The sequence below is a fragment of the Robertmurraya siralis genome, assembly GCF_005502275.1.
In the GTDB taxonomy this organism is placed as follows: domain Bacteria; phylum Bacillota; class Bacilli; order Bacillales; family Cytobacillaceae; genus Robertmurraya; species Robertmurraya siralis.
The window spans coordinates 1-18,753 of record NZ_SWLZ01000017.1 but is presented as its reverse complement, the minus strand read 5'-3'; the positions used below and the strand labels follow the sequence as shown (position 1 = coordinate 18,753).

Below are 18,753 nucleotides of genomic sequence, written 5' to 3'. Positions count from 1 at the left end.
CAGAATGGAAGATTTTCAAGCATCAAAACCTATTTATATGCAAATTGTTGATAAAATTAGTCATCAAATTGTTCGGGGAGATATCAAGCCGGGTGAAAAGCTTCCATCAGTCAGAGAAATGGCAATTAAAACTGGGGTGAATCCAAATACCATTCAGAGAACGTATAGTGAAATGGAGAGGATGGAAATCGTGGAATCGAGAAGAGGACAAGGAACATTCGTCACGGAAGTTAATGAAGTTATTGTCGATTTAAAAGAAAAGTTGCAAACCGATATGATCGCTGCTTTTGTTCACAACATGAAAGAATTAGGGTTTACACAGGAAGAAATGCTGAAGGGCTTGCAAAATTATATTGATAGGGAGGGTGGCAAATGATTAAGGTTGAGGAAGTGTCAAAAAAGTACGGTGGTGAAGCGGCTGTAGAAGGTATCTCTTTTTCACTGGAAAAAGGAAAAATTTATGGGTTTATAGGTCCGAACGGTAGCGGCAAATCAACTACATTAAAAATGATAGCAGGTCTTGTTTTTCCTGCAAGTGGCTCCATTACGGTGAATGGAAAAAAGGTAGAACGAAAAATTGCGAAAGAAGTCGCTTATTTATCAGAGCTTGATTTTTTCTATCCAACTTTTACTGTAAAAGATATGATCGCATTCTCAGCTACCCAATTCCCTGATTTTAATATGGATCGAGCCAATGAGCTATTGGCTTTTATGAAGCTGGACCCAAAGAAAAAGCTAAAGCAGCTTTCAAAGGGAAATCGTGGGAGATTGAAGCTTGTTCTCACTTTAGCTCGCACCGCCCCTGTTCTTTTATTGGATGAACCATTTTCAGGTCTTGATCCAATGGTCAGAGAATCGATTGTTAAAGGGTTATTGTCCTATATCGATTTTAACGAGCAAACGGTCGTTATTGCGACACATGAAATCGATGAAATTGAGATGCTTCTTGATGAAGTGATTGCCATTCAAAACGGTCAAATCGTTGCTGTAGAAAATGTGGAAGAGCTGCGAGAATCAAAAGGGCTATCTGTGTTAGAGTGGATGAAAAAAATTTTTGCTTAAAAGGAGCTAACAATGGAAGCGGTAATTGAAATTCAAAATGTGACAAAACAAATTAAAGGTAGGAAAATCATCGATCAAATCAGCTTTGATGTCAATCGCGGAGAGGTTTTTGGTTTTCTGGGCCCGAATGGTGCGGGTAAGACGACAACGATTCGGATGATCGTAGGGTTGATTGGAATTACTGAAGGTGATATCAAAATTGCAGGTCACAGTATTCGGACCGATTTTGAAAAAGCAGTAAGTCATGTAGGAGCAATTGTAGAAAACCCGGAAATGTATAAATTCATGAGTGGCTATGATAATCTTCTCCATTTTGCCAGAATGTCTGCAAATGTATCTAAGGAAAAAATTGATGAGGTTGTAGAATTGGTTGGCTTAACGGATAGAATTAAAGACAAGGTTAAAACTTATTCTCTCGGTATGAGGCAGCGTCTTGGTTTAGCACAATGTTTGCTCCATGACCCAGACGTGTTAATCCTGGACGAACCGACAAACGGACTCGACCCTGCCGGTATTAGAGAAATAAGAGATCATATTAGGATGCTTGCACGGGAAAGGAATATGGCTGTCATTGTGTCCAGTCATTTATTATCGGAAATGGAAATGATGTGTGATCGAATTGGAATCATTCAGCAAGGTATGCTAGTTGATGTTCAACTTGTTCATGATTTCATCAATGGGGCAGAAAAAGTGTATCAATTCGAACTCATTGAAAAGGAGAAAGCAAAAGAGCTTCTTAAACATTCACATCCTCAGCTTTCTGTTGAGATAACGTCTGAGGGAGTGGCCGTGGCGATGACAAGAGAGGAAATTCCGGCAATTGTGAAAATTTTTGTCAGTGAAGACATCTCTTTATACGGAATAGAAGAAGTGACAAAATCTTTAGAGGAGCGATTCTTAGAGATTACAAAAGAAAAAGAAGGTGTCGCCCATGTATAAATTAGTTCAAAATGAATTATTGAAAATTTTCAAGCGATCTGGAACATATGTAATGATTGGGTTACTTATTTTAATCGTCACGGTTGTAGGAGCCTTTGTAAAATATCAGGAAAGTGGTGGAACAGTTCCAGATAATTCTGAATGGAAACAAGGCTTGCAATTGGAAAACACAAACTTAGAAAAGCAGGTTGCCGAATTAGAAGGTCAGGTTCCGGATTCACAAATTACTTATTATAAGCGGCAAATAGCGATTAATGAATATCGTATTGAACATGGGCTTTCTCCAAACAGCGCGTATTCCGTTTGGGAATTTGTCAGCGACAATGTATCGATTATCGAGTTAGCAGGAATGTTTACGATTATCATTGCGGCGGGAATCGTCGCCAGTGAATTCAACTGGGGTACGATAAAGCTTCTGCTTATCCGACCAGTAAGCAGGTCAAGAATTTTAGTGGCTAAGTATTTAACTGTTCTTATTTTTGCTCTAATTGTTGTTGCTTTATGTTTTAGTTACTCAACTGTACTTGGTTTTATTTTATTTGGGGGACCTGAGAATGCTAGTCCGTATTTAAACTATCATCAAGGAACGGTAACAGAACAAAGTATGTTTATGCATCTGTTAAGTTCCTACGGTTTAAACTCTGTAAATATGCTCATGCTTGCGACGATGGCATTTATGATTTCAGCCGTTTTTAGAAGCAGTTCATTGGCGATTGGAATTTCTCTTTTCCTTATGTTTACCGGAGCACAGCTTACAAGCCTAGTTGCAATGAAATACGATTGGGCGAAATATATTTTATTTGCTAATACTGACTTAACGCAATATTTTGAAGGCTCTCCATTAGTGGAAGGAATGACATTGCCGTTTTCGATTATAGTTCTTGTCGTTTATTTTATCCTATTTCAATTACTTGCCCATCTAGTTTTCAAAAAACGCGATGTCGCAGCATAGTTCAAACAAAAAACCGCATTTGTGCGGTTTTTTTTAACTCAATAAGCGAATCTAGTCTAAGAAGCACGAACATTGGATTTATTATTGCAACCTACGATAAGTAAACTGGAGACGGTAGCAGTGCAGGTTTCCAAGGGTTCCAGCTTGAGCACCAAGGAAAGCTTGTTAGAATAAACATTACAGGAACAATTTGCTTCCGGTTGTTCCGTAGACACTCCCCGCGTTTTTGCTCTTGACTCATCCTTTTTTTGATAGGTTTTCATAGACAGTTGCTAAAGCTTGTTCAAACTTTCCTGTCCGTTTCGGTTCATAATAGATCTTATTTTTAATACGGTCGGGCAAATATTGTTGCTTGACCCAGCCATTTTCATAATCATGAGGATACAAATATTCTAGGCCCCGACCTAGTTCTGCTGCTCCCTTGTAATGGGCGTCCTTTAAATGATCTGGAACCTCCCCGCTGATTCCCTTGCGTAAATCGGATATCGCCTGATCAATGGCAATGATCGCTGAATTTGATTTAGGTGATAAGCAGAGCTCTATTACTGCGTTGGCTAAGGGAATTCTTGCTTCAGGGAATCCAATTCGCTCAGCAGTTTCAATCGCAGCAAGAGTTCTCGCCCCTGCTTGGGGACTGGCAAGGCCAATATCCTCATACGCAATAACAAGCAGCCTCCTGCTGATGCTTTGTAAATCACCAGCTTCAATGAGGCGTGCTAAGTAATGGAGGGCAGCATTGACATCACTGCCGCGAATAGACTTTTGAAAGGCGGAGAGCACGTCGTAGTGTCCATCGCCGTCTTTATCATGGGTGAAGCTTTTCTTTTGCATACATTCCTCTGCGACAGCAAGGTCAATATGGATCGTTCCCTTCTCATCCTTCTCTGTTGAAACAACGGCAAGCTCAAGTGCATTTAATGAACTGCGAACATCGCCGTTCGAAGCTGTTGCGAGATGGATCAGTGCTTCCTCAGAAATATCGATCAGATAATGACCAAGTCCTCTTTCCTGATCAGCTATTGCCCGCTTTAATGCTTCAACAATTTCTCCGCTTTCTAACGGTCTCAGTTCAAAAATTTGACAGCGGCTGCGAATCGCCGGATTAATGGCATGATATGGATTGCTTGTCGTTGCTCCAATTAAAACAATCGAACCATTTTCAAGATGGGGGAGAAGGAAATCCTGTTTTCCTTTATCAAGTCGATGAACCTCATCTAAAAGCAAAATAACCTTACCAGACATTTTCGCCTCGGCTGCAACAATTTCTAAGTCTTTTTTATTATTGGTCACCGCATTTAGCATGCGAAAAGCAAATTGAGTACTCCCCGCGATCGCACTGGCGATGGAAGTTTTTCCAATTCCCGGTGGCCCATAGAGGATCATTGAGGAAAGTTGTTTTGCTTTAACCATGCGGTGAATGATTTTTCCTTCTCCAACGAGATGTTTTTGGCCGATGATTTCATCAATTGTTCTCGGTCTCATACGAAAGGCAAGGGGCTTCACATTCATTCCAATCTCTCCATTTTCTTAAAGTGATTTATTTCTTTAACCATAACATGTGGAACATACATTTGCATACTGATGAGAGAGGATGGGAAAAAAACGATTTTTGGCTCATTTCGTGCAAAGCCTTGATTTCACACCCCTTTCAGCCATAGTGAAAGGTTGGCTCTGGCAACATGAAAAGTGAGCTTTCTCCCACTTTTCATGTTGTAGAGCTTAAATGAGTCAAAAATCTAGCTTGTCTTATCCGCATGACTTATTAAGTTGTGCTATAATGGCTATTGCCTATCAAATTAATCAGGTTTTTGGTAATATTTATATGAAAGATAGCATGGGTCCTTCGGTAAACGAATCATCTGTGTTGAAGAATGGGGATTACAGCGATGAGAAATCGAAGAAAAGGGCAAGTGGGTCCAAGATTTGCTATATATATTTTAGGATTATTAATTATGTCTTTAGGTCTTGTATTATTGATTAAAGCAGACTTAGGAGCCACACCTTGGGATGTATTGCACGTAGGGTTATACTATCAATTAGGCTTAACAATTGGTAGCTGGTCAGTGATTGTCGGCATGTTTATTTTACTAGCGGCTGCTATTATATCAAAGGAATTTCCACAAGTTGGAGCTTTCTTAAATATGGTTCTTGTTGGTCTCTTTATTGATATGTATTTTCTCCTTCCTTTTTTACATACACCAGAGGGACTGATGGGCAAACTTCTCATGTTTACGATTGGTTTACTTCTTAATGGATATGGAATGGGACTTTACATTTCAGCGCAATTTGGTGCAGGCCCACGAGATAGCCTCATGATCGCTTTGACATCAAAAACGGGCTGGAAAGTACGCAATGTAAGAGGTGTGATGGAAATTTTTGTGCTCCTTGTCGGTTGGTGGCTCGGCGGACCAATCTTTTGGGGTACGATCGTCATCGGCTTATTGATTGGGCCGTTGGCAGGCATTTGTCTGCCTCAATGCCACAAATTCACAGAATACTGGCTGTCCTCTTTAAAAGAAAAAAAGATGGTTGTAGAACATTCAAAAACTGAATCAAAACGAGGTGCGAGTTTATGAAAATTTCAACAAAAGGACGCTACGGGTTGACGATTATGATCGAATTAGCTAAAAAGCACGGAGATGGACCAATCTCCTTAAAGGCGATTGCCCAAGCCAATGATTTGTCAGAACATTATTTAGAGCAATTAATTGCCCCTTTAAGAAATGCGGGCTTAGTTAAAAGCATTCGAGGTGCGTACGGTGGCTACGTATTAGCAGATGAACCGGCGAAAATTACTTCAGGGGATATTATTCGTGTATTAGAAGGGCCGATTACTCCGGTTGAAGGCATTGAAGATGAAGAACCGGCGAAAAGGGAATTATGGATACGGATTCGCGATGCAGTGAAGGATGTTTTAGAAAATACAACGTTAGAGGATTTAGCGAACCATACGGATGATGGAGAGTCTGACGCATATATGTTTTATATTTAAGTCTTGTTAAATAATATTGGTGAGCAAATAATTTTTTCTTCATTTCGAAGTTAGTAGGTGAATGAGATTGGAACGGATTTATGTAGATCATGCTGCCACTGCTCCGATGCATCCGCAGGTGATTGAAGTGATGACAAAAGTGATGAGTCAGCTATTCGGAAACCCATCAAGCATCCATGCTTATGGCCGTGAAGCTAGACATATTGTTGATGAGGCAAGAGATCAGCTGGCCAAAAGTATAAACGCCCATCCGAATGAAATCATCATGACGAGTGGTGGAACGGAAGCAGATAATTATGCTTTGATCGGCGTTGCTGAAGCGAATAAAGAAAAAGGAAACCATATTATTACGACGCAAATTGAACATCATGCTGTTTTGCATACTTGTCAGCAGCTGGAGAAAAAAGGCTTTGAAGTAACATATTTACCTGTTGATTTTACAGGGGCAATTTCAATTACTGATTTAAAAAAAGCTTTGCGCGAAGATACGATTCTTGTTTCGATTATGTATGGAAATAATGAGGTCGGAACTTTGCAGCCGATAAAAGAAATTGGCGCGCTGCTAACAAGCCACGGGGCCCTGCTTCATACCGATGCCGTACAGGCTTACGGATTGGTTAACCTCGATGTCAGAGAATTACATGTTGATTTATTAAGCGTGTCGGCCCATAAAATTAACGGCCCAAAAGGAATTGGGTTTTTATTTATTCGTAATGATGTGAAAGTGTCTCCACTTATTTTTGGCGGTGAGCAAGAAAGAAAAAGACGTGCTGGCACAGAAAATGTCGCTTCGATTGCCGGTTTTCAAGAAGCGGTAAAAGTAGCCCAACTTAAAAGAGATGAGAGAGTAAAAGAGTATCAGCACTATAAAGAAATATTAATCAATGAACTAAAAACACAGGAGATCGATTTTTCCGTAAACGGATCACTTGAAAATTCTCTCCCTCATGTTTTAAACTTAAGCTTCCCAGGTATTAATGTCGAAGCAATGCTTGTTCATTTAGATTTAGCAGGAGTGGCTGTTTCAAGCGGTTCAGCTTGTACGGCCGGCAGCATTGATCCATCACATGTCCTGGTTGCGATGTTCGGTAGTCAATCCGAAAAGTTGCGAAATTCTATCCGCTTCAGCTTTGGTCTATATAATACTGCTGACCAGATTCAAAAGGTTGCGGAGACGACAGCAGAAATTGTGAAGCGGCTAACAAATAAATAATGGCAATGGGCAAGTGAGGTGAAAGAAATTGATGAAGGATCCGAAGGACACACGTGTTGTTGTAGGGATGTCCGGTGGAGTCGATTCATCTGTAGCGGCATTATTGTTGAAACAGCAAGGATATGATGTCATCGGAATTTTTATGAAAAATTGGGACGATACAGATGAGTTTGGAGTATGTACAGCGACGGAAGATTATAATGATGTGATTCGTGTATGCAATCAAATCGGAATTCCTTACTATGCTGTTAACTTCGAAAAACAGTATTGGGACAAAGTATTCACGTATTTCTTAGATGAATATAAAGCAGGGCGGACACCGAATCCGGATGTCATGTGCAATAAAGAGATTAAATTTAAGGCTTTTCTAGAGCATGCCCTTAATCTCGGTGCAGATTATTTAGCTACCGGTCATTATGCCCGTGTTGACCGCAGAGATGGAGAAGTTAAAATGCTCCGTGGTATTGATGAAAATAAGGATCAAACTTATTTTTTAAATCAACTTTCACAGGAGCAATTAGAAAAGGTAATGTTCCCAATTGGCGATATTGAAAAATCAAAGGTGCGGGAAATTGCGATAGAGGCAGGTTTAGCTACAGCTACGAAAAAAGATAGCACCGGAATTTGTTTTATTGGAGAACGTAATTTCAAAGAGTTTTTAAGCAACTATTTACCTGCACAACCAGGCAATATGGAAACTCTTGATGGAGAAGTGGTTGGCAAGCATGATGGATTAATGTATTACACAATCGGTCAACGTCATGGACTTGGAATTGGTGGCTCTGGTGAACCGTGGTTTGTGATTGGGAAAGATTTAAAGCGCAATGTCTTATTTGTTGGACAAAGCTTTCACAATGAAAAACTATATTCAGATTCCATTATTGCTTCTAGTGTAAGCTGGATCTCAAATGAACCTAAGCCAGATTCGTTTCAATGTACAGCGAAATTCAGATACCGTCAACCTGATAATCATGTGACTGTACAAGCTTTGGGGGATGGCAAAGTAAAAGTAGTCTTCCATGAACCAATTCGTGCCGTAACACCTGGACAAGCCGTTGTTTTTTACAATGGGGATGAATGTCTCGGTGGAGGAACGATAGACGAGATCTACAAAAATGGAGAACGACTTACTTACGTTGGCTAACATAATTTAAGGAATAAGGGTGTCCAAAAAAAGCATTGCTTTTGGGGCACCCTTTCATACGTCTAGCATCCATATTACTAAAGTGAATCATAAGGGGGTGCTGACGAACATGAGTATGAGGGTTCAACAAAAAAGGAGCTCGCGATTCCTGCGCTTGATTTCGTTTTTGCCGTACATTAGATATGCTATACTTTTGATAATGGGAGTGAAAAGAATGGATAAAAACCAGCAAGGTATACAATATATGCAAGAAGGAAAATGGGAAGAAGCAGCGAAAATTTTTATGGAAGCCATTGAGGAGAATCCAAAGGATGCGGTCTCCTATATTAATTTTGGCAATGTCCTTGCGGCAGTTGGCGAAAATGACAAAGCACTATCTTTTTTTGAAAAAGCGATTGAACTTGACGATCGTGCAGCAGCAGCCTATTACAGTGCTGGCAATCTTTATTTCGAAAACGACAATCTCGATGCAGCAAAAAAAATGTTTGAAAAAGCAATGCAGCAAGGTTTGGAATCCAGTGACAATTATTTTATGCTCGGCTTAACCCTTGCTCAGCTTGAACAGCCTCGTCTAGCTTTGCCATATCTGCAACGTGCTGTTGAATTAAATGGTGATGACGCAGAGGCCCGTTTCCAATATGGTCTATGCTTGGCAGGCTTAGAATTAATTGATGAAGCAATTGCCCAATTTACAAGCTGTGTGCAATTGGATCAAGAGCATGCCGACGCCTATTATAATTTAGGTGTTGCCTATGGATACAAAGAGAATGGCGTTAAAGCGATGGAGATGTTTGAAAAGGCATTGGACATACAGCCAGACCATATGTTAGCAGGCTACGGTAAAAAGCTATTGGAAAAAGAGCAATAAAAAAATCTTTGCTAAAAGCTTAACAGCAAGGAGGGAGAGTCTTTGGCAGAACAGGAAAAGCTGGATTTGTTTAACGAGGAAAGCAAATATATAAAAGGGAAGCATCTCGTGACCATATTCCATAATGAGCAAAACCTTTATACGGTGTTAAGAATTCGTGTTGAGGATACGAATGAAAATTATAAAGATAAAGAAGCGGTTATTACTGGTTATTTTCCAAAGGTTCATGAGGAGGAAACATACATTTTTTATGGTCAAATGAAGGAGCATCCAAAGTTTGGACCGCAGTTTCAAGCTGAGCATTTCCGTAAGGAACTTCCGCAAACGAAACAAGGAGTGATCGCTTACTTATCTGGTGATTTGTTTAAAGGGATTGGAAAAAAGACAGCAGAAAACATTGTGGAAACATTGGGTGAAGATGCGATTTCCCGTATTCTTTCCCAGCCTTCCATTTTGGATACTGTTCCGAAGCTTCCTTCTGAAAAAGCTAAGGAATTATATGAGACATTAATGGAAAATCAAGGCTTAGAGCAGGCGATGATTGCTTTAAACCAATATGGATTTGGTCCGCAAATTTCGATGAAAATTTATCAAACCTACAAAGAATTGACGGTTGAGGTTATTCAATCGAATCCGTACAAGCTTGTTGAGGATGTAGAGGGGGTTGGTTTTAGCCGTGCTGATGAGCTTGGCTATCAAATCGGAATTTCCGGCAGCCATCCGGACAGAATCAAGGCTGGCTGCTTATATGTATTAGAACATGAGTGTATGCAAGCAGGGCACGTCTATCTTCCAGCTAAACATCTTCTCGTTAGTGTGAAAAAGCTTTTAGAGGAAAATAAGCGAGATACGATTGAGTATACGGATATTTCCAATGAATTGCTTAAACTTGAAGAAGAAGGGAAAATTATCATTGAAGATAAGAAAATTTATCTTCCATCCCTTTATTTTTCCGAAAAAGGGCTTGTTTCGAACATAAAGCGTATTCTAGAGCAAAAAGATTATGATGAACAATTTCCAGAGTCTGAATTTCTTTTGGCATTAGGAGAACTTGAAGAGAGATTGAAGGTTCAATATGCTCCTACGCAAAAAGAGGCGATACAAACCGCATTAATGTCACCGATGTTAATTTTAACGGGAGGACCTGGTACTGGAAAAACAACAGTCATTAAAGGAATCGTTGAGTTGTATGGAGAATTGCACGGATGTTCATTGGATCCAAAGGATTATAAGGATGATGAGCCATTTCCTTTTTTATTGGCTGCCCCTACCGGACGAGCCGCCAAAAGGATGAGCGAATCGACAGGACTACCTGCGGTTACGATTCATCGGCTACTAGGCTGGAATGGAGTAGAAGGTTTTAGCCGTGATGAGGACGAGCCCCTTGAAGGAAAGATATTGATTGTCGATGAAACATCAATGCTCGATATATGGCTCGCCAATCAATTATTTAAGGCACTTCCAGATCATATTCAAGTCATACTTGTCGGTGACGAGGATCAACTACCATCCGTTGGACCCGGACAAGTACTAAAGGATTTACTTGAATCAAAAAGGATTCCGACGGTAAGGTTAACGGATATTTATCGGCAAGAGGAAGGTTCTTCCATCATTGAGTTGGCTCACAGCATTAAGCATGGGCGACTTCCAGATGATATTTTGAAGCCGCAAAAGGATCGCTCTTTTATTCGTTGTCATGCAGGTCAAATTGGTGAAGTTGTCGAAAAGGTGGCCGAGAACGCTAAGAAAAAAGGCTATACGCAACGGGATGTTCAGGTTTTGGCACCGATGTATAAAGGGCCAGCTGGAATAGACAAATTGAACGAAATTGTCCAACAGATTTTTAATGATAATGATGACGGATCGAGAAAAGAATTAAGATTCGGCGATGTTAAATACCGTATTGGCGACAAAGTGCTACAGCTCGTTAATCAACCTGAAAATCATGTTTTCAATGGTGACATTGGCGAAATTGTTTCGATTTTTACAGCCAAGGAAAATACGGAAAAAGAAGATATGGTTATTGTTTCGTTTGATGGAATTGAGGCGACATATACACGCCAAGACTTAACGCAAATTACCCATGCCTATTGCTGTTCTGTTCACAAGTCTCAGGGGAGTGAATTTCCAATCGTCATTCTTCCAATTGTGAAAAGCTATTATCGCATGCTGAGAAGGAATCTTATTTACACCGCGATTACAAGAAGCAAAAGTTCTCTTATTTTATGTGGAGAAGAAGAAGCGTTGCGAATGGCGATCGGTCGAGTTGATGAACAGACAAGATTAACTTCGCTGCAGGAGAAATTGAAAGTGGCCATTTGGAAAACGGATCATTCTGAAGATATGACAGCTTCCATTGATGTTAACCTAGAGACAAAGATGGAGCCTGGGTTATATGATGACTCAATAATGGATATCGATCCGCTCATTGGGATGGAGAATGTAACTCCGTATGATTTTATGGAGCTGGAAGAAATTTAGAGTGCCGGGTTGGTGCTCTATTTTTGTTTCAACACTTTGATTTATCGATTACAAATCCGATTATTTTCTGCGAATATTTGTCAAATCCGACATGTACTGAAGAAAATACCACATCTACGCTCAGCTCCCGCCATGAAATACATCATGCTTGGTAAACCTTTCTTTTAATGATTCTTCATAACCTGCAGAAACTAATACTGTTCGGAAAGGTGGGATAGCTCCTGCGAACAGTATCATTATTAAAGGGTCTGCCGATCTATGTAAAAAGTTCTGGAGAAAAAATAGGTGAAGTGTGTGATATTTGTTTAGCGGAAAATGGCGAAATTGAGGGCATCTTAGTGAAAAAGGGTGCACTCATAAAAAAGCCATGGCTCATTCCTTTACATGCTATAGCCTCTTTTGGAACTGATGGGATTATGCTGGAAGATGATGTGAATTTCCAGTCGGTAAAAGGATCTTATCATATTCTTGATGGAAGAGAAAAACTAGTTGGAAAACCGTTATTGTCAGCTGAAGGTGAAAAGTTGGGAATTCTTCAAGATGTATATTTTCATGAGGAGCTGGGAACAATTTTAGGGTATGAATGTTCGGATGGCTTCTTTGCTGATATAACGGAAGGGAAGCGGGTTTTTAAAAGCGATGCTCCACCTAAAATTGGGAAAGACGCCATTATCGTAAATATACAATCATAATTTGAGATAAGAGGGGTCTTTTTCAATGTTTAGTTGTCCTAATTGTCAAAGTAAAGATATTGGTAAGATCGGAATCAATCAATACTATTGCTGGAACTGCTTTATCGAATTAACTGTGTCCCAAGGCATAATCAGTACGCACCAGGTTGAAGAGGATGGCTCCTTAAGTTCGCTTGACGATCTTTTCGACGAGGATGTACGTCGCTACATTCTTTAATTCATACTGTCTTGTTCCTCCCTTATGTAAAGGGGGGGATTTTTTTATCTCTTTCGTATATTTTCCATTGAGGCTTCCACACTAACGATAAGGAGGTAGGGGGAAATGGACAACCGATTGAGGTGGATTTATCGATTTGCTTTTTTATTATTACTGTTTGTTCTTATCTACATATTTTTTAAACTAAAGCCTGTTTGGCTTCCTTTTATTGATATGGTTGCGGTGATTTTTACACCGTTCATCATTTCAGCGTTTATTACTTATTTACTGCATCCAATTGTAGAAAAACTTCATGAAAATTACTTTCCGCGCTGGCTTTCGATTTTAATTATCTATTTGCTTTTTTTTGGCGGGATTGCTTTTGCGATTTATAAAGGTTTGCCAGCCTTCATCCTTCAACTCCGAGATCTAGTCGAAAGCGCGCCTGAATTTGCAAACCAGTATCGGAACTGGGTCATCTTAATACAGGAGCAAACTTCCGCCTGGCCTGAAGGGTTCCAAGAGCGTGTTGATGAAGGCATTATCGCAGCTGAGCAGGCCGTGGATAGAATGCTAACGAAAGTATTAGATTATCTTGTAGGAATTTTAAATTCAATGATTATGATTGCGCTCATTCCGTTTATTACTTTTTATATGTTAAAGGATGTCGACTTAATCAAAAAAGCGACCTGGTATTTAACGCCGAGAAAATGGAGGAAAAGGGGCGTCCAGTTTTTAAGAGATGTTGATGAATCATTGGGAGGATATATTCGTGGACAAATTCTAGTAGGTGCTTCGATTGGAACGATAGCAGCATTTTTATTTTGGTTTGTCGACATGAAATATCCACTGCTGCTTGGTGTAATCGTAGGGATTACGAACATTATTCCCTATTTTGGACCGATTATTGCCCTTGTGCCGATCACGATTATTGCGGCAACGATGTCCATGAAAATGGTCATTACTTCGGTGATCATCGTTGTCATATTACAGTTTTTAGAAGGGAATATATTATCACCCCTTATTGTTGGGAAAAGCCTTCATATGCACCCATTGCTGATTATGCTTGCTCTTTTTGCCGGCGGTGAAATTGCTGGTATAATCGGGCTCATTCTCGGTGTGCCGATTCTCGCAATATTAAAAGTTATCCTTTTGCATTCCCGAAACCATTTTATCCAAGCAAGACTAAAGGGATAGAACATTGTTGTACTCCACAATGTTTTTTCTATAAACTGATATAGGGTACGAAACGATTTGCTTTAAAATCCATCGGAAGAGGAAATGTCAATTTTGCCTATTTAAACGAAAAAATGGCTATTCGCGAAAAAGTGACAATCAAGATGAAGCAGACAAAGGATAAAGCATTGACAAATGTAAATTTTACTCGCTATAATGCGATATAGGAATCAATAGGAAAACATGATGAAGGAACGAAGTATGTTACAGTCCATCTATATAGAGAGGAATTTCCTTGGCTGAAAGAAATTCTAGATGAAGGGTGACAGAAAGCTAATCCAGAATGCAGACTAATCTCTGCCGTAACCTTGCGTTAAAAGGTGTTGAGAGATGAATGAGGCTTTTCATTCGTAATCAGGGTGGTACCGCGGGCATAGTCCCCGTCCCTGTTTAGGAATGAGGGCTTTTTTTATTCTAAGCTTTGTTAAACAATACAGTTGATCAAACGATTTTTGGCTCATTTCATGTGAAACTTTGGTTTCACATGAAATGAGTCAAAAATCAACACCGACATATAACAGAGCCATTTGTAAAAATATAAAATAGGAGGAATTATAAATGAAAAACCTTACTGGTGCTGAAATCCGCCGCATGTTCTTAGATTTTTTTAAGGAAAAAGGTCATACAGTTGAACCGAGTGCACCTCTTGTACCTCATGATGATCCATCACTACTTTGGATTAACTCGGGGGTTGCGACATTAAAGAAATATTTCGATGGCCGTGTGATTCCGGATAATCCGCGTATTACTAATGCACAGAAATCAATTCGTACGAACGATATTGAAAATGTTGGGAAAACAGCTCGACACCATACTTTCTTTGAAATGCTCGGAAATTTCTCCATTGGTGAATATTTCAAAGAGGAAGCAATCGAATGGGCGTGGGAATTTCTAACGGACGAGAAATGGATTGGTTTTGAGCCGGAGCGCTTGTCGGTTACAATTCATCCAGAGGATGACGAGGCCTATGAATTATGGCATAAAAAGATTGGCGTGCCTGAAGAACGAATTATTCGTTTAGAGGGGAACTTTTGGGATATTGGGGAAGGACCAAGTGGTCCAAATACAGAGATTTTTTACGATCGTGGTGAAAAATACGGAAATGATCCAAAGGACCCTGAATTATATCCTGGTGGCGAGAATGATCGTTATTTAGAGGTTTGGAATCTTGTGTTCTCTGAGTTTAACCATAATCCAGATGGAACCTATACACCGCTGCCAAAGAAAAACATTGATACAGGAATGGGACTAGAGCGGATGGCCTCCGTCGTTCAGGATGTGCCAACTAATTTTGATACTGATTTATTCATCCCGATTATTCGGGCAACGGAAGAGATCTCGGGTGCAAAATATCGTCAGCAGGAAGAAACAGATGTTGCCTTTAAAGTTATTGCTGATCATATCCGTACAGTGGCGTTTGCAGTTGGAGACGGAGCACTTCCATCCAATGAAGGCCGGGGGTATGTCTTACGTCGTCTTCTTCGCCGTGCTGTTCGTTATGCGAAGCAAATTAATATTAACCGTCCATTTATGTATGAATTAGTACCGGTTGTTGGCGAAATCATGGCAGACTTCTATCCTGAGGTTAAGGACAAAACAGAATTTATCCAAAAGGTGATTAAAAACGAAGAGGAACGCTTTCATGAAACGCTCCATGAAGGTTTAAATATATTAGCTTCTATCATTAAAAAGGAAAAAGAGAATAGAAGTGAAACCATTTCAGGAAAAGATGTTTTCCGCTTATATGATACGTATGGCTTTCCAGTTGAACTAACGGAAGAGTATGCAGAAGAAGAAGGCATGAAAGTGGACCATGACGGTTTTGAGCTTGAAATGGAAGCACAAAGGGAACGTGCACGTGCTGCTAGACAAGATGTTGATTCGATGCAGATTCAAGGCGGCGTGTTAGGTGATATTAAAGTAGACAGCAAGTTTATTGGCTACGATAAACTACAAACGAATGCATCCGTTTTGGCAATTGTCAAAGATGGACAGCTCGTAAAAGCAGCACAAGCAGGGGAAGAGGTACAGATTATTCTTGATGAAACCCCATTTTATGCGGAAAGCGGCGGACAAATTGCTGATGAAGGGTCACTTGAAGGGAACGGGCTTAAGGTTTTAATCAAGGATGTTCAAAAAGCGCCGAATGGTCAAAACCTCCATCGGGCAGTCGTTGTAGAAGGAACATTAACGGAAAAGACGGAAGTCATCGCAACGGTTAATGAATTAAATCGCAATAAAATTATTAAAAATCATACAGCTACCCATTTACTGCATCAAGCGTTAAAGGATGTATTAGGGCCGCATGTTAATCAAGCTGGTTCCCTTGTAGAAGCGGATCGTCTCCGTTTCGATTTCTCCCATTTTGGGCAAGTAAAAGCGGAAGAGCTTGAGCAAATTGAAGCGATCGTGAATGAGAAAATTTGGCGAGGCCTTGCTGTAAATATAGACTATAAAGGTATTGAAGAAGCAAAAGCAATGGGAGCAATGGCTCTATTCGGGGAGAAATACGGTGATATCGTCCGCGTTGTTCAGGTTGGTGATTACAGCTTAGAATTATGTGGTGGATGCCATGTTCCGAATTCTTCCGTGATCGGCTTGTTTAAAATTGTTTCCGAAAGTGGAATTGGCGCTGGTACGAGACGAATTGAAGCAGTGACAGGGGAAGGCGCATATCAACAAATGAATGAGCAGATCACCGTATTAAAATCTGCCGCTGCTAAATTGAAAGCAAATCCAAAAGAGGTAGCTAATCGTATTGATGGATTGCTGCAGGAAATGAAACAATTACAAAGAGAAAATGAATCTCTTGCTGCGAAATTGGGTAATATTGAAGCTGGGAGTCTTGTTGAGCAGGTGAAAGAAGTAAATGGTGTCAAAGTTCTATCTGCAAAGGTACAAGGTGTCGACATGAATCATCTTCGCAACATGGCAGATGACCTAAAGCAAAAGCTTGGTTCAGCGATCTTAGTTTTAGGGAGCGTAAATGATGATAAAGTGAATATCATTGCTGCTGTTACGAAAGATTTAATCGATCAAGGCTATCATGCAGGAAAGATTGTCAAGGAAGTGGCAACACGCTGTGGCGGTGGCGGTGGTGGCCGACCGGATATGGCGCAGGCTGGCGGTAAGGATCCGAATAAGCTTGATCAGGCACTTGCATCTGTCGAGGAATTTGTGAAATCTTTTTGATCTTGTAGTAAAGTAGTGTAAAATGTAGGTAACAGAGGTCCATATCACAATGTACGAGGGTGAATGAAAACGAACATCGTCTTGAAATTAAAGATTCTAGTGTTAAATTGTTCGTTTTTTAACTTGAAATGTGTCATTATGTGGTTGATGCAGTATAATAGAGAAGCTCTATTTTATGCATGGTGGCTATATTGGACGAACGAGCCTGGACAAGCAGATTGTGCACCATTTATAAGCTAATGATTTTCGGAAAAAAATCACTCTTATGTGCAAACCAACTTTACCAATGATTCGTGAAAGAAGAAAAGCGAGGTGCATACCATGAGCTCATTTGATAAAACAATGAGATTTAGTTTTCCGGAGGAGCCCTTTGAACACGACGTAAAAGAAGTCCTTTTTGAAGTGTATGAAGCTCTTCAAGAAAAGGGATATAATCCCATAAATCAAATTGTTGGTTACCTACTGTCAGGAGATCCGGCCTATATACCGCGTCATCGAGATGCAAGAAATATCATTCGCAAGCTTGAAAGAGACGAGATTATTGAAGAACTCGTGAAATCTTATTTGAAACGTCAACGTGAGGGATCGTAATATATGCGAATGATGGGACTTGACGTCGGCTCTAAAACAGTCGGCGTCGCACTTAGTGATGAATTAGGATGGACTGCCCAGGGCTTGGAAACCATTCGTATAAATGAAGAAGAAAACGTGTTTGGTTTTGAGCAAATTGGAAAAATTATTAAAGACAATGATGTAACAAAAATCATTGTAGGCATGCCGAAAAATATGAACGGCACGATCGGTCCAAGGGGTGAAGCTAGTCAATTCTACGGAACCGAGTTGGAGAAGCTTTTTAGCATCCCCGTCGTATACTGGGATGAACGGTTAACAACGATGGCAGCTGAAAGAGTGCTTCTTGAGGCAGATATGAGTCGTAAAAAGCGTAAAAAAGTGATCGACAAAATGGCGGCTGTCATGATTTTACAAGGTTATTTAGACAGTCAAAAAAATGGATGAGGTGAAAAAATGAACCACGGTGATAATAACATTACAGTAATTGATGAAGAAGGAAACGAGCAGCTTTGCGAAATCTTATTTACCTTTGATTCAGATGAATTTGGAAAGTCCTACGTTCTGTATTATCCAATTGGAGAAGATGATTCAGACGATGAGGAAATTGAAATCCATGCTTCCGCATTTGTCCCATCCGAAGACACAAATGACGGTGATCTTCAGCCGATTGAGACAGAAGAAGAGTGGGATTTAATTGAAGAAATGTTAAACACCTTCCTTGAAGAGCAGGATGATGAATAATCATTAACAAAAAAGCTGGCCCATGTCAGCTAAGGCATTGAGAGTATATTTATCTCAATGCTTTTTTTGTTTTTGAAGAGAATGGCTTGATAAAGCTCAGACAGCAATAGTTGGATAAGAAACATTGTTTCCTTATCTAACTATGTTGGTAAAACTAAAAATCAAATAAATTACTAACAGAATGGAGACAATAACAAAAAAACAAAATTCTGTAGTTCGACCTTTTGTTTTAGAAATTTCTACAGATCTTTTAATACATACAACAATAACTAATAATTGACAAAATATCATACCGACTTCAGTGCTGAGATTAAACAATAATATGATTATTACTAGTGCAATAACAAAGAGTTGTAGACGTCAAGTCAAATTTTACACTTTTTGCTCGTTTCCTTTTTACACTTCTGCTGAAAAAATACTTTTCCTGTTTTTCATCCGATGACTTTCCTCATCCTCTCCACCATGTATGACT

18 protein-coding genes and 1 other annotated feature are annotated in these 18,753 nt (G+C 39.8%); of the genes, 17 read left to right on the top strand and 1 reads right to left on the bottom strand.

Annotated features, from left to right (window positions below):
• Nucleotides 1–4: 4 nt before the first annotated feature.
• The 4 genes from FCJ93_RS17080 to FCJ93_RS17065 are packed head-to-tail and all read left to right on the top strand — an operon-like array spanning nucleotide 5 to nucleotide 2,953.
• Nucleotides 5–376, top strand: a complete 372-nt coding sequence (locus FCJ93_RS17080) for a GntR family transcriptional regulator (RefSeq protein WP_095307069.1) — start codon at nucleotides 5–7, stop codon at nucleotides 374–376.
• The gene (locus FCJ93_RS17075; protein WP_095307067.1) at nucleotides 373–1,062 is read left to right on the top strand and encodes an ABC transporter ATP-binding protein; all 690 of its coding nucleotides are present in this window, start codon (nucleotides 373–375) and stop codon (nucleotides 1,060–1,062) included. Before FCJ93_RS17080 ends, FCJ93_RS17075 begins: the two co-directional genes overlap by 4 nt.
• A gap of 12 nt (nucleotides 1,063–1,074) precedes the next feature.
• Nucleotides 1,075–2,001, top strand: coding sequence for an ABC transporter ATP-binding protein (locus FCJ93_RS17070; protein ID WP_095307065.1), 927 nt, complete (start codon nucleotides 1,075–1,077; stop codon nucleotides 1,999–2,001).
• Nucleotides 1,994–2,953, top strand: coding sequence for an ABC transporter permease (locus FCJ93_RS17065; RefSeq protein WP_095307063.1), 960 nt, complete (start codon nucleotides 1,994–1,996; stop codon nucleotides 2,951–2,953). The genes FCJ93_RS17070 and FCJ93_RS17065 overlap by 8 nt, the downstream gene beginning before the upstream one ends.
• A gap of 237 nt (nucleotides 2,954–3,190) precedes the next feature.
• On the opposite strand, the gene FCJ93_RS17060 is transcribed toward FCJ93_RS17065, so the two are convergent.
• A complete protein-coding gene (locus FCJ93_RS17060; RefSeq protein ID WP_095307061.1) occupies nucleotides 3,191–4,462 on the bottom strand; it encodes a replication-associated recombination protein A in 1,272 nt (423 codons plus the stop codon).
• A 377-nt stretch (nucleotides 4,463–4,839) separates the two neighbouring features.
• Here FCJ93_RS17060 and FCJ93_RS17055 point away from each other — a divergent pair, with 377 nt between their 5' ends.
• From FCJ93_RS17055 to FCJ93_RS16995, 13 genes are all read left to right on the top strand, one after another.
• Entirely contained in the window at nucleotides 4,840–5,529 is a 690-nt protein-coding gene (locus tag FCJ93_RS17055) for a YczE/YyaS/YitT family protein (RefSeq protein WP_137744253.1), read from the top strand.
• Entirely contained in the window at nucleotides 5,526–5,945 is a 420-nt protein-coding gene (gene cymR / locus FCJ93_RS17050; protein WP_137744252.1) for a cysteine metabolism transcriptional regulator CymR, read from the top strand. Before FCJ93_RS17055 ends, cymR begins: the two co-directional genes overlap by 4 nt.
• 67 nt (nucleotides 5,946–6,012) lie before the next feature.
• Nucleotides 6,013–7,158: a cysteine desulfurase family protein gene (locus FCJ93_RS17045; protein WP_137744251.1), complete on the top strand. Its 1,146-nt coding sequence runs from the start codon at nucleotides 6,013–6,015 to the stop codon at nucleotides 7,156–7,158.
• A gap of 28 nt (nucleotides 7,159–7,186) precedes the next feature.
• A complete protein-coding gene (gene mnmA / locus FCJ93_RS17040; protein WP_137744250.1) occupies nucleotides 7,187–8,302 on the top strand; it encodes a tRNA 2-thiouridine(34) synthase MnmA in 1,116 nt (371 codons plus the stop codon).
• Nucleotides 8,303–8,516: 214 nt separating this feature from the next.
• Nucleotides 8,517–9,170, top strand: a complete 654-nt coding sequence (locus tag FCJ93_RS17035) for a tetratricopeptide repeat protein (RefSeq protein ID WP_095307027.1) — start codon at nucleotides 8,517–8,519, stop codon at nucleotides 9,168–9,170.
• A 42-nt stretch (nucleotides 9,171–9,212) separates the two neighbouring features.
• A complete protein-coding gene (gene recD2 / locus FCJ93_RS17030; protein ID WP_137744249.1) occupies nucleotides 9,213–11,651 on the top strand; it encodes an SF1B family DNA helicase RecD2 in 2,439 nt (812 codons plus the stop codon).
• A gap of 221 nt (nucleotides 11,652–11,872) precedes the next feature.
• Nucleotides 11,873–12,343, top strand: coding sequence for a PRC-barrel domain-containing protein (locus FCJ93_RS17025; protein ID WP_095307012.1), 471 nt, complete (start codon nucleotides 11,873–11,875; stop codon nucleotides 12,341–12,343).
• 25 nt (nucleotides 12,344–12,368) lie between these two features.
• Nucleotides 12,369–12,560, top strand: a complete 192-nt coding sequence (locus tag FCJ93_RS17020) for a hypothetical protein (protein WP_095307005.1) — start codon at nucleotides 12,369–12,371, stop codon at nucleotides 12,558–12,560.
• A 105-nt stretch (nucleotides 12,561–12,665) separates the two neighbouring features.
• Nucleotides 12,666–13,736, top strand: coding sequence for an AI-2E family transporter (locus FCJ93_RS17015; RefSeq protein WP_095306997.1), 1,071 nt, complete (start codon nucleotides 12,666–12,668; stop codon nucleotides 13,734–13,736).
• A 216-nt stretch (nucleotides 13,737–13,952) separates the two neighbouring features.
• Nucleotides 13,953–14,166: a binding site (T-box leader), on the top strand.
• Nucleotides 14,167–14,333: 167 nt separating this feature from the next.
• Complete coding sequence (gene alaS, locus FCJ93_RS17010; protein ID WP_137744248.1) at nucleotides 14,334–16,967, top strand: alanine--tRNA ligase; 2,634 nt, start codon at nucleotides 14,334–14,336, stop codon at nucleotides 16,965–16,967.
• A 321-nt stretch (nucleotides 16,968–17,288) separates the two neighbouring features.
• Nucleotides 17,289–17,558: an IreB family regulatory phosphoprotein gene (locus tag FCJ93_RS17005; protein WP_095306982.1), complete on the top strand. Its 270-nt coding sequence runs from the start codon at nucleotides 17,289–17,291 to the stop codon at nucleotides 17,556–17,558.
• Nucleotides 17,559–17,561: 3 nt separating this feature from the next.
• A complete protein-coding gene (gene ruvX / locus FCJ93_RS17000) occupies nucleotides 17,562–17,984 on the top strand; it encodes a Holliday junction resolvase RuvX (RefSeq protein ID WP_095306975.1) in 423 nt (140 codons plus the stop codon).
• A 9-nt stretch (nucleotides 17,985–17,993) separates the two neighbouring features.
• Nucleotides 17,994–18,281 carry a DUF1292 domain-containing protein gene (locus tag FCJ93_RS16995; protein ID WP_095306967.1) on the top strand — a complete coding sequence of 96 codons (288 nt, stop codon included), beginning with the start codon at nucleotides 17,994–17,996 and terminating at the stop codon, nucleotides 18,279–18,281.
• Nucleotides 18,282–18,753 lie beyond the last annotated feature (472 nt).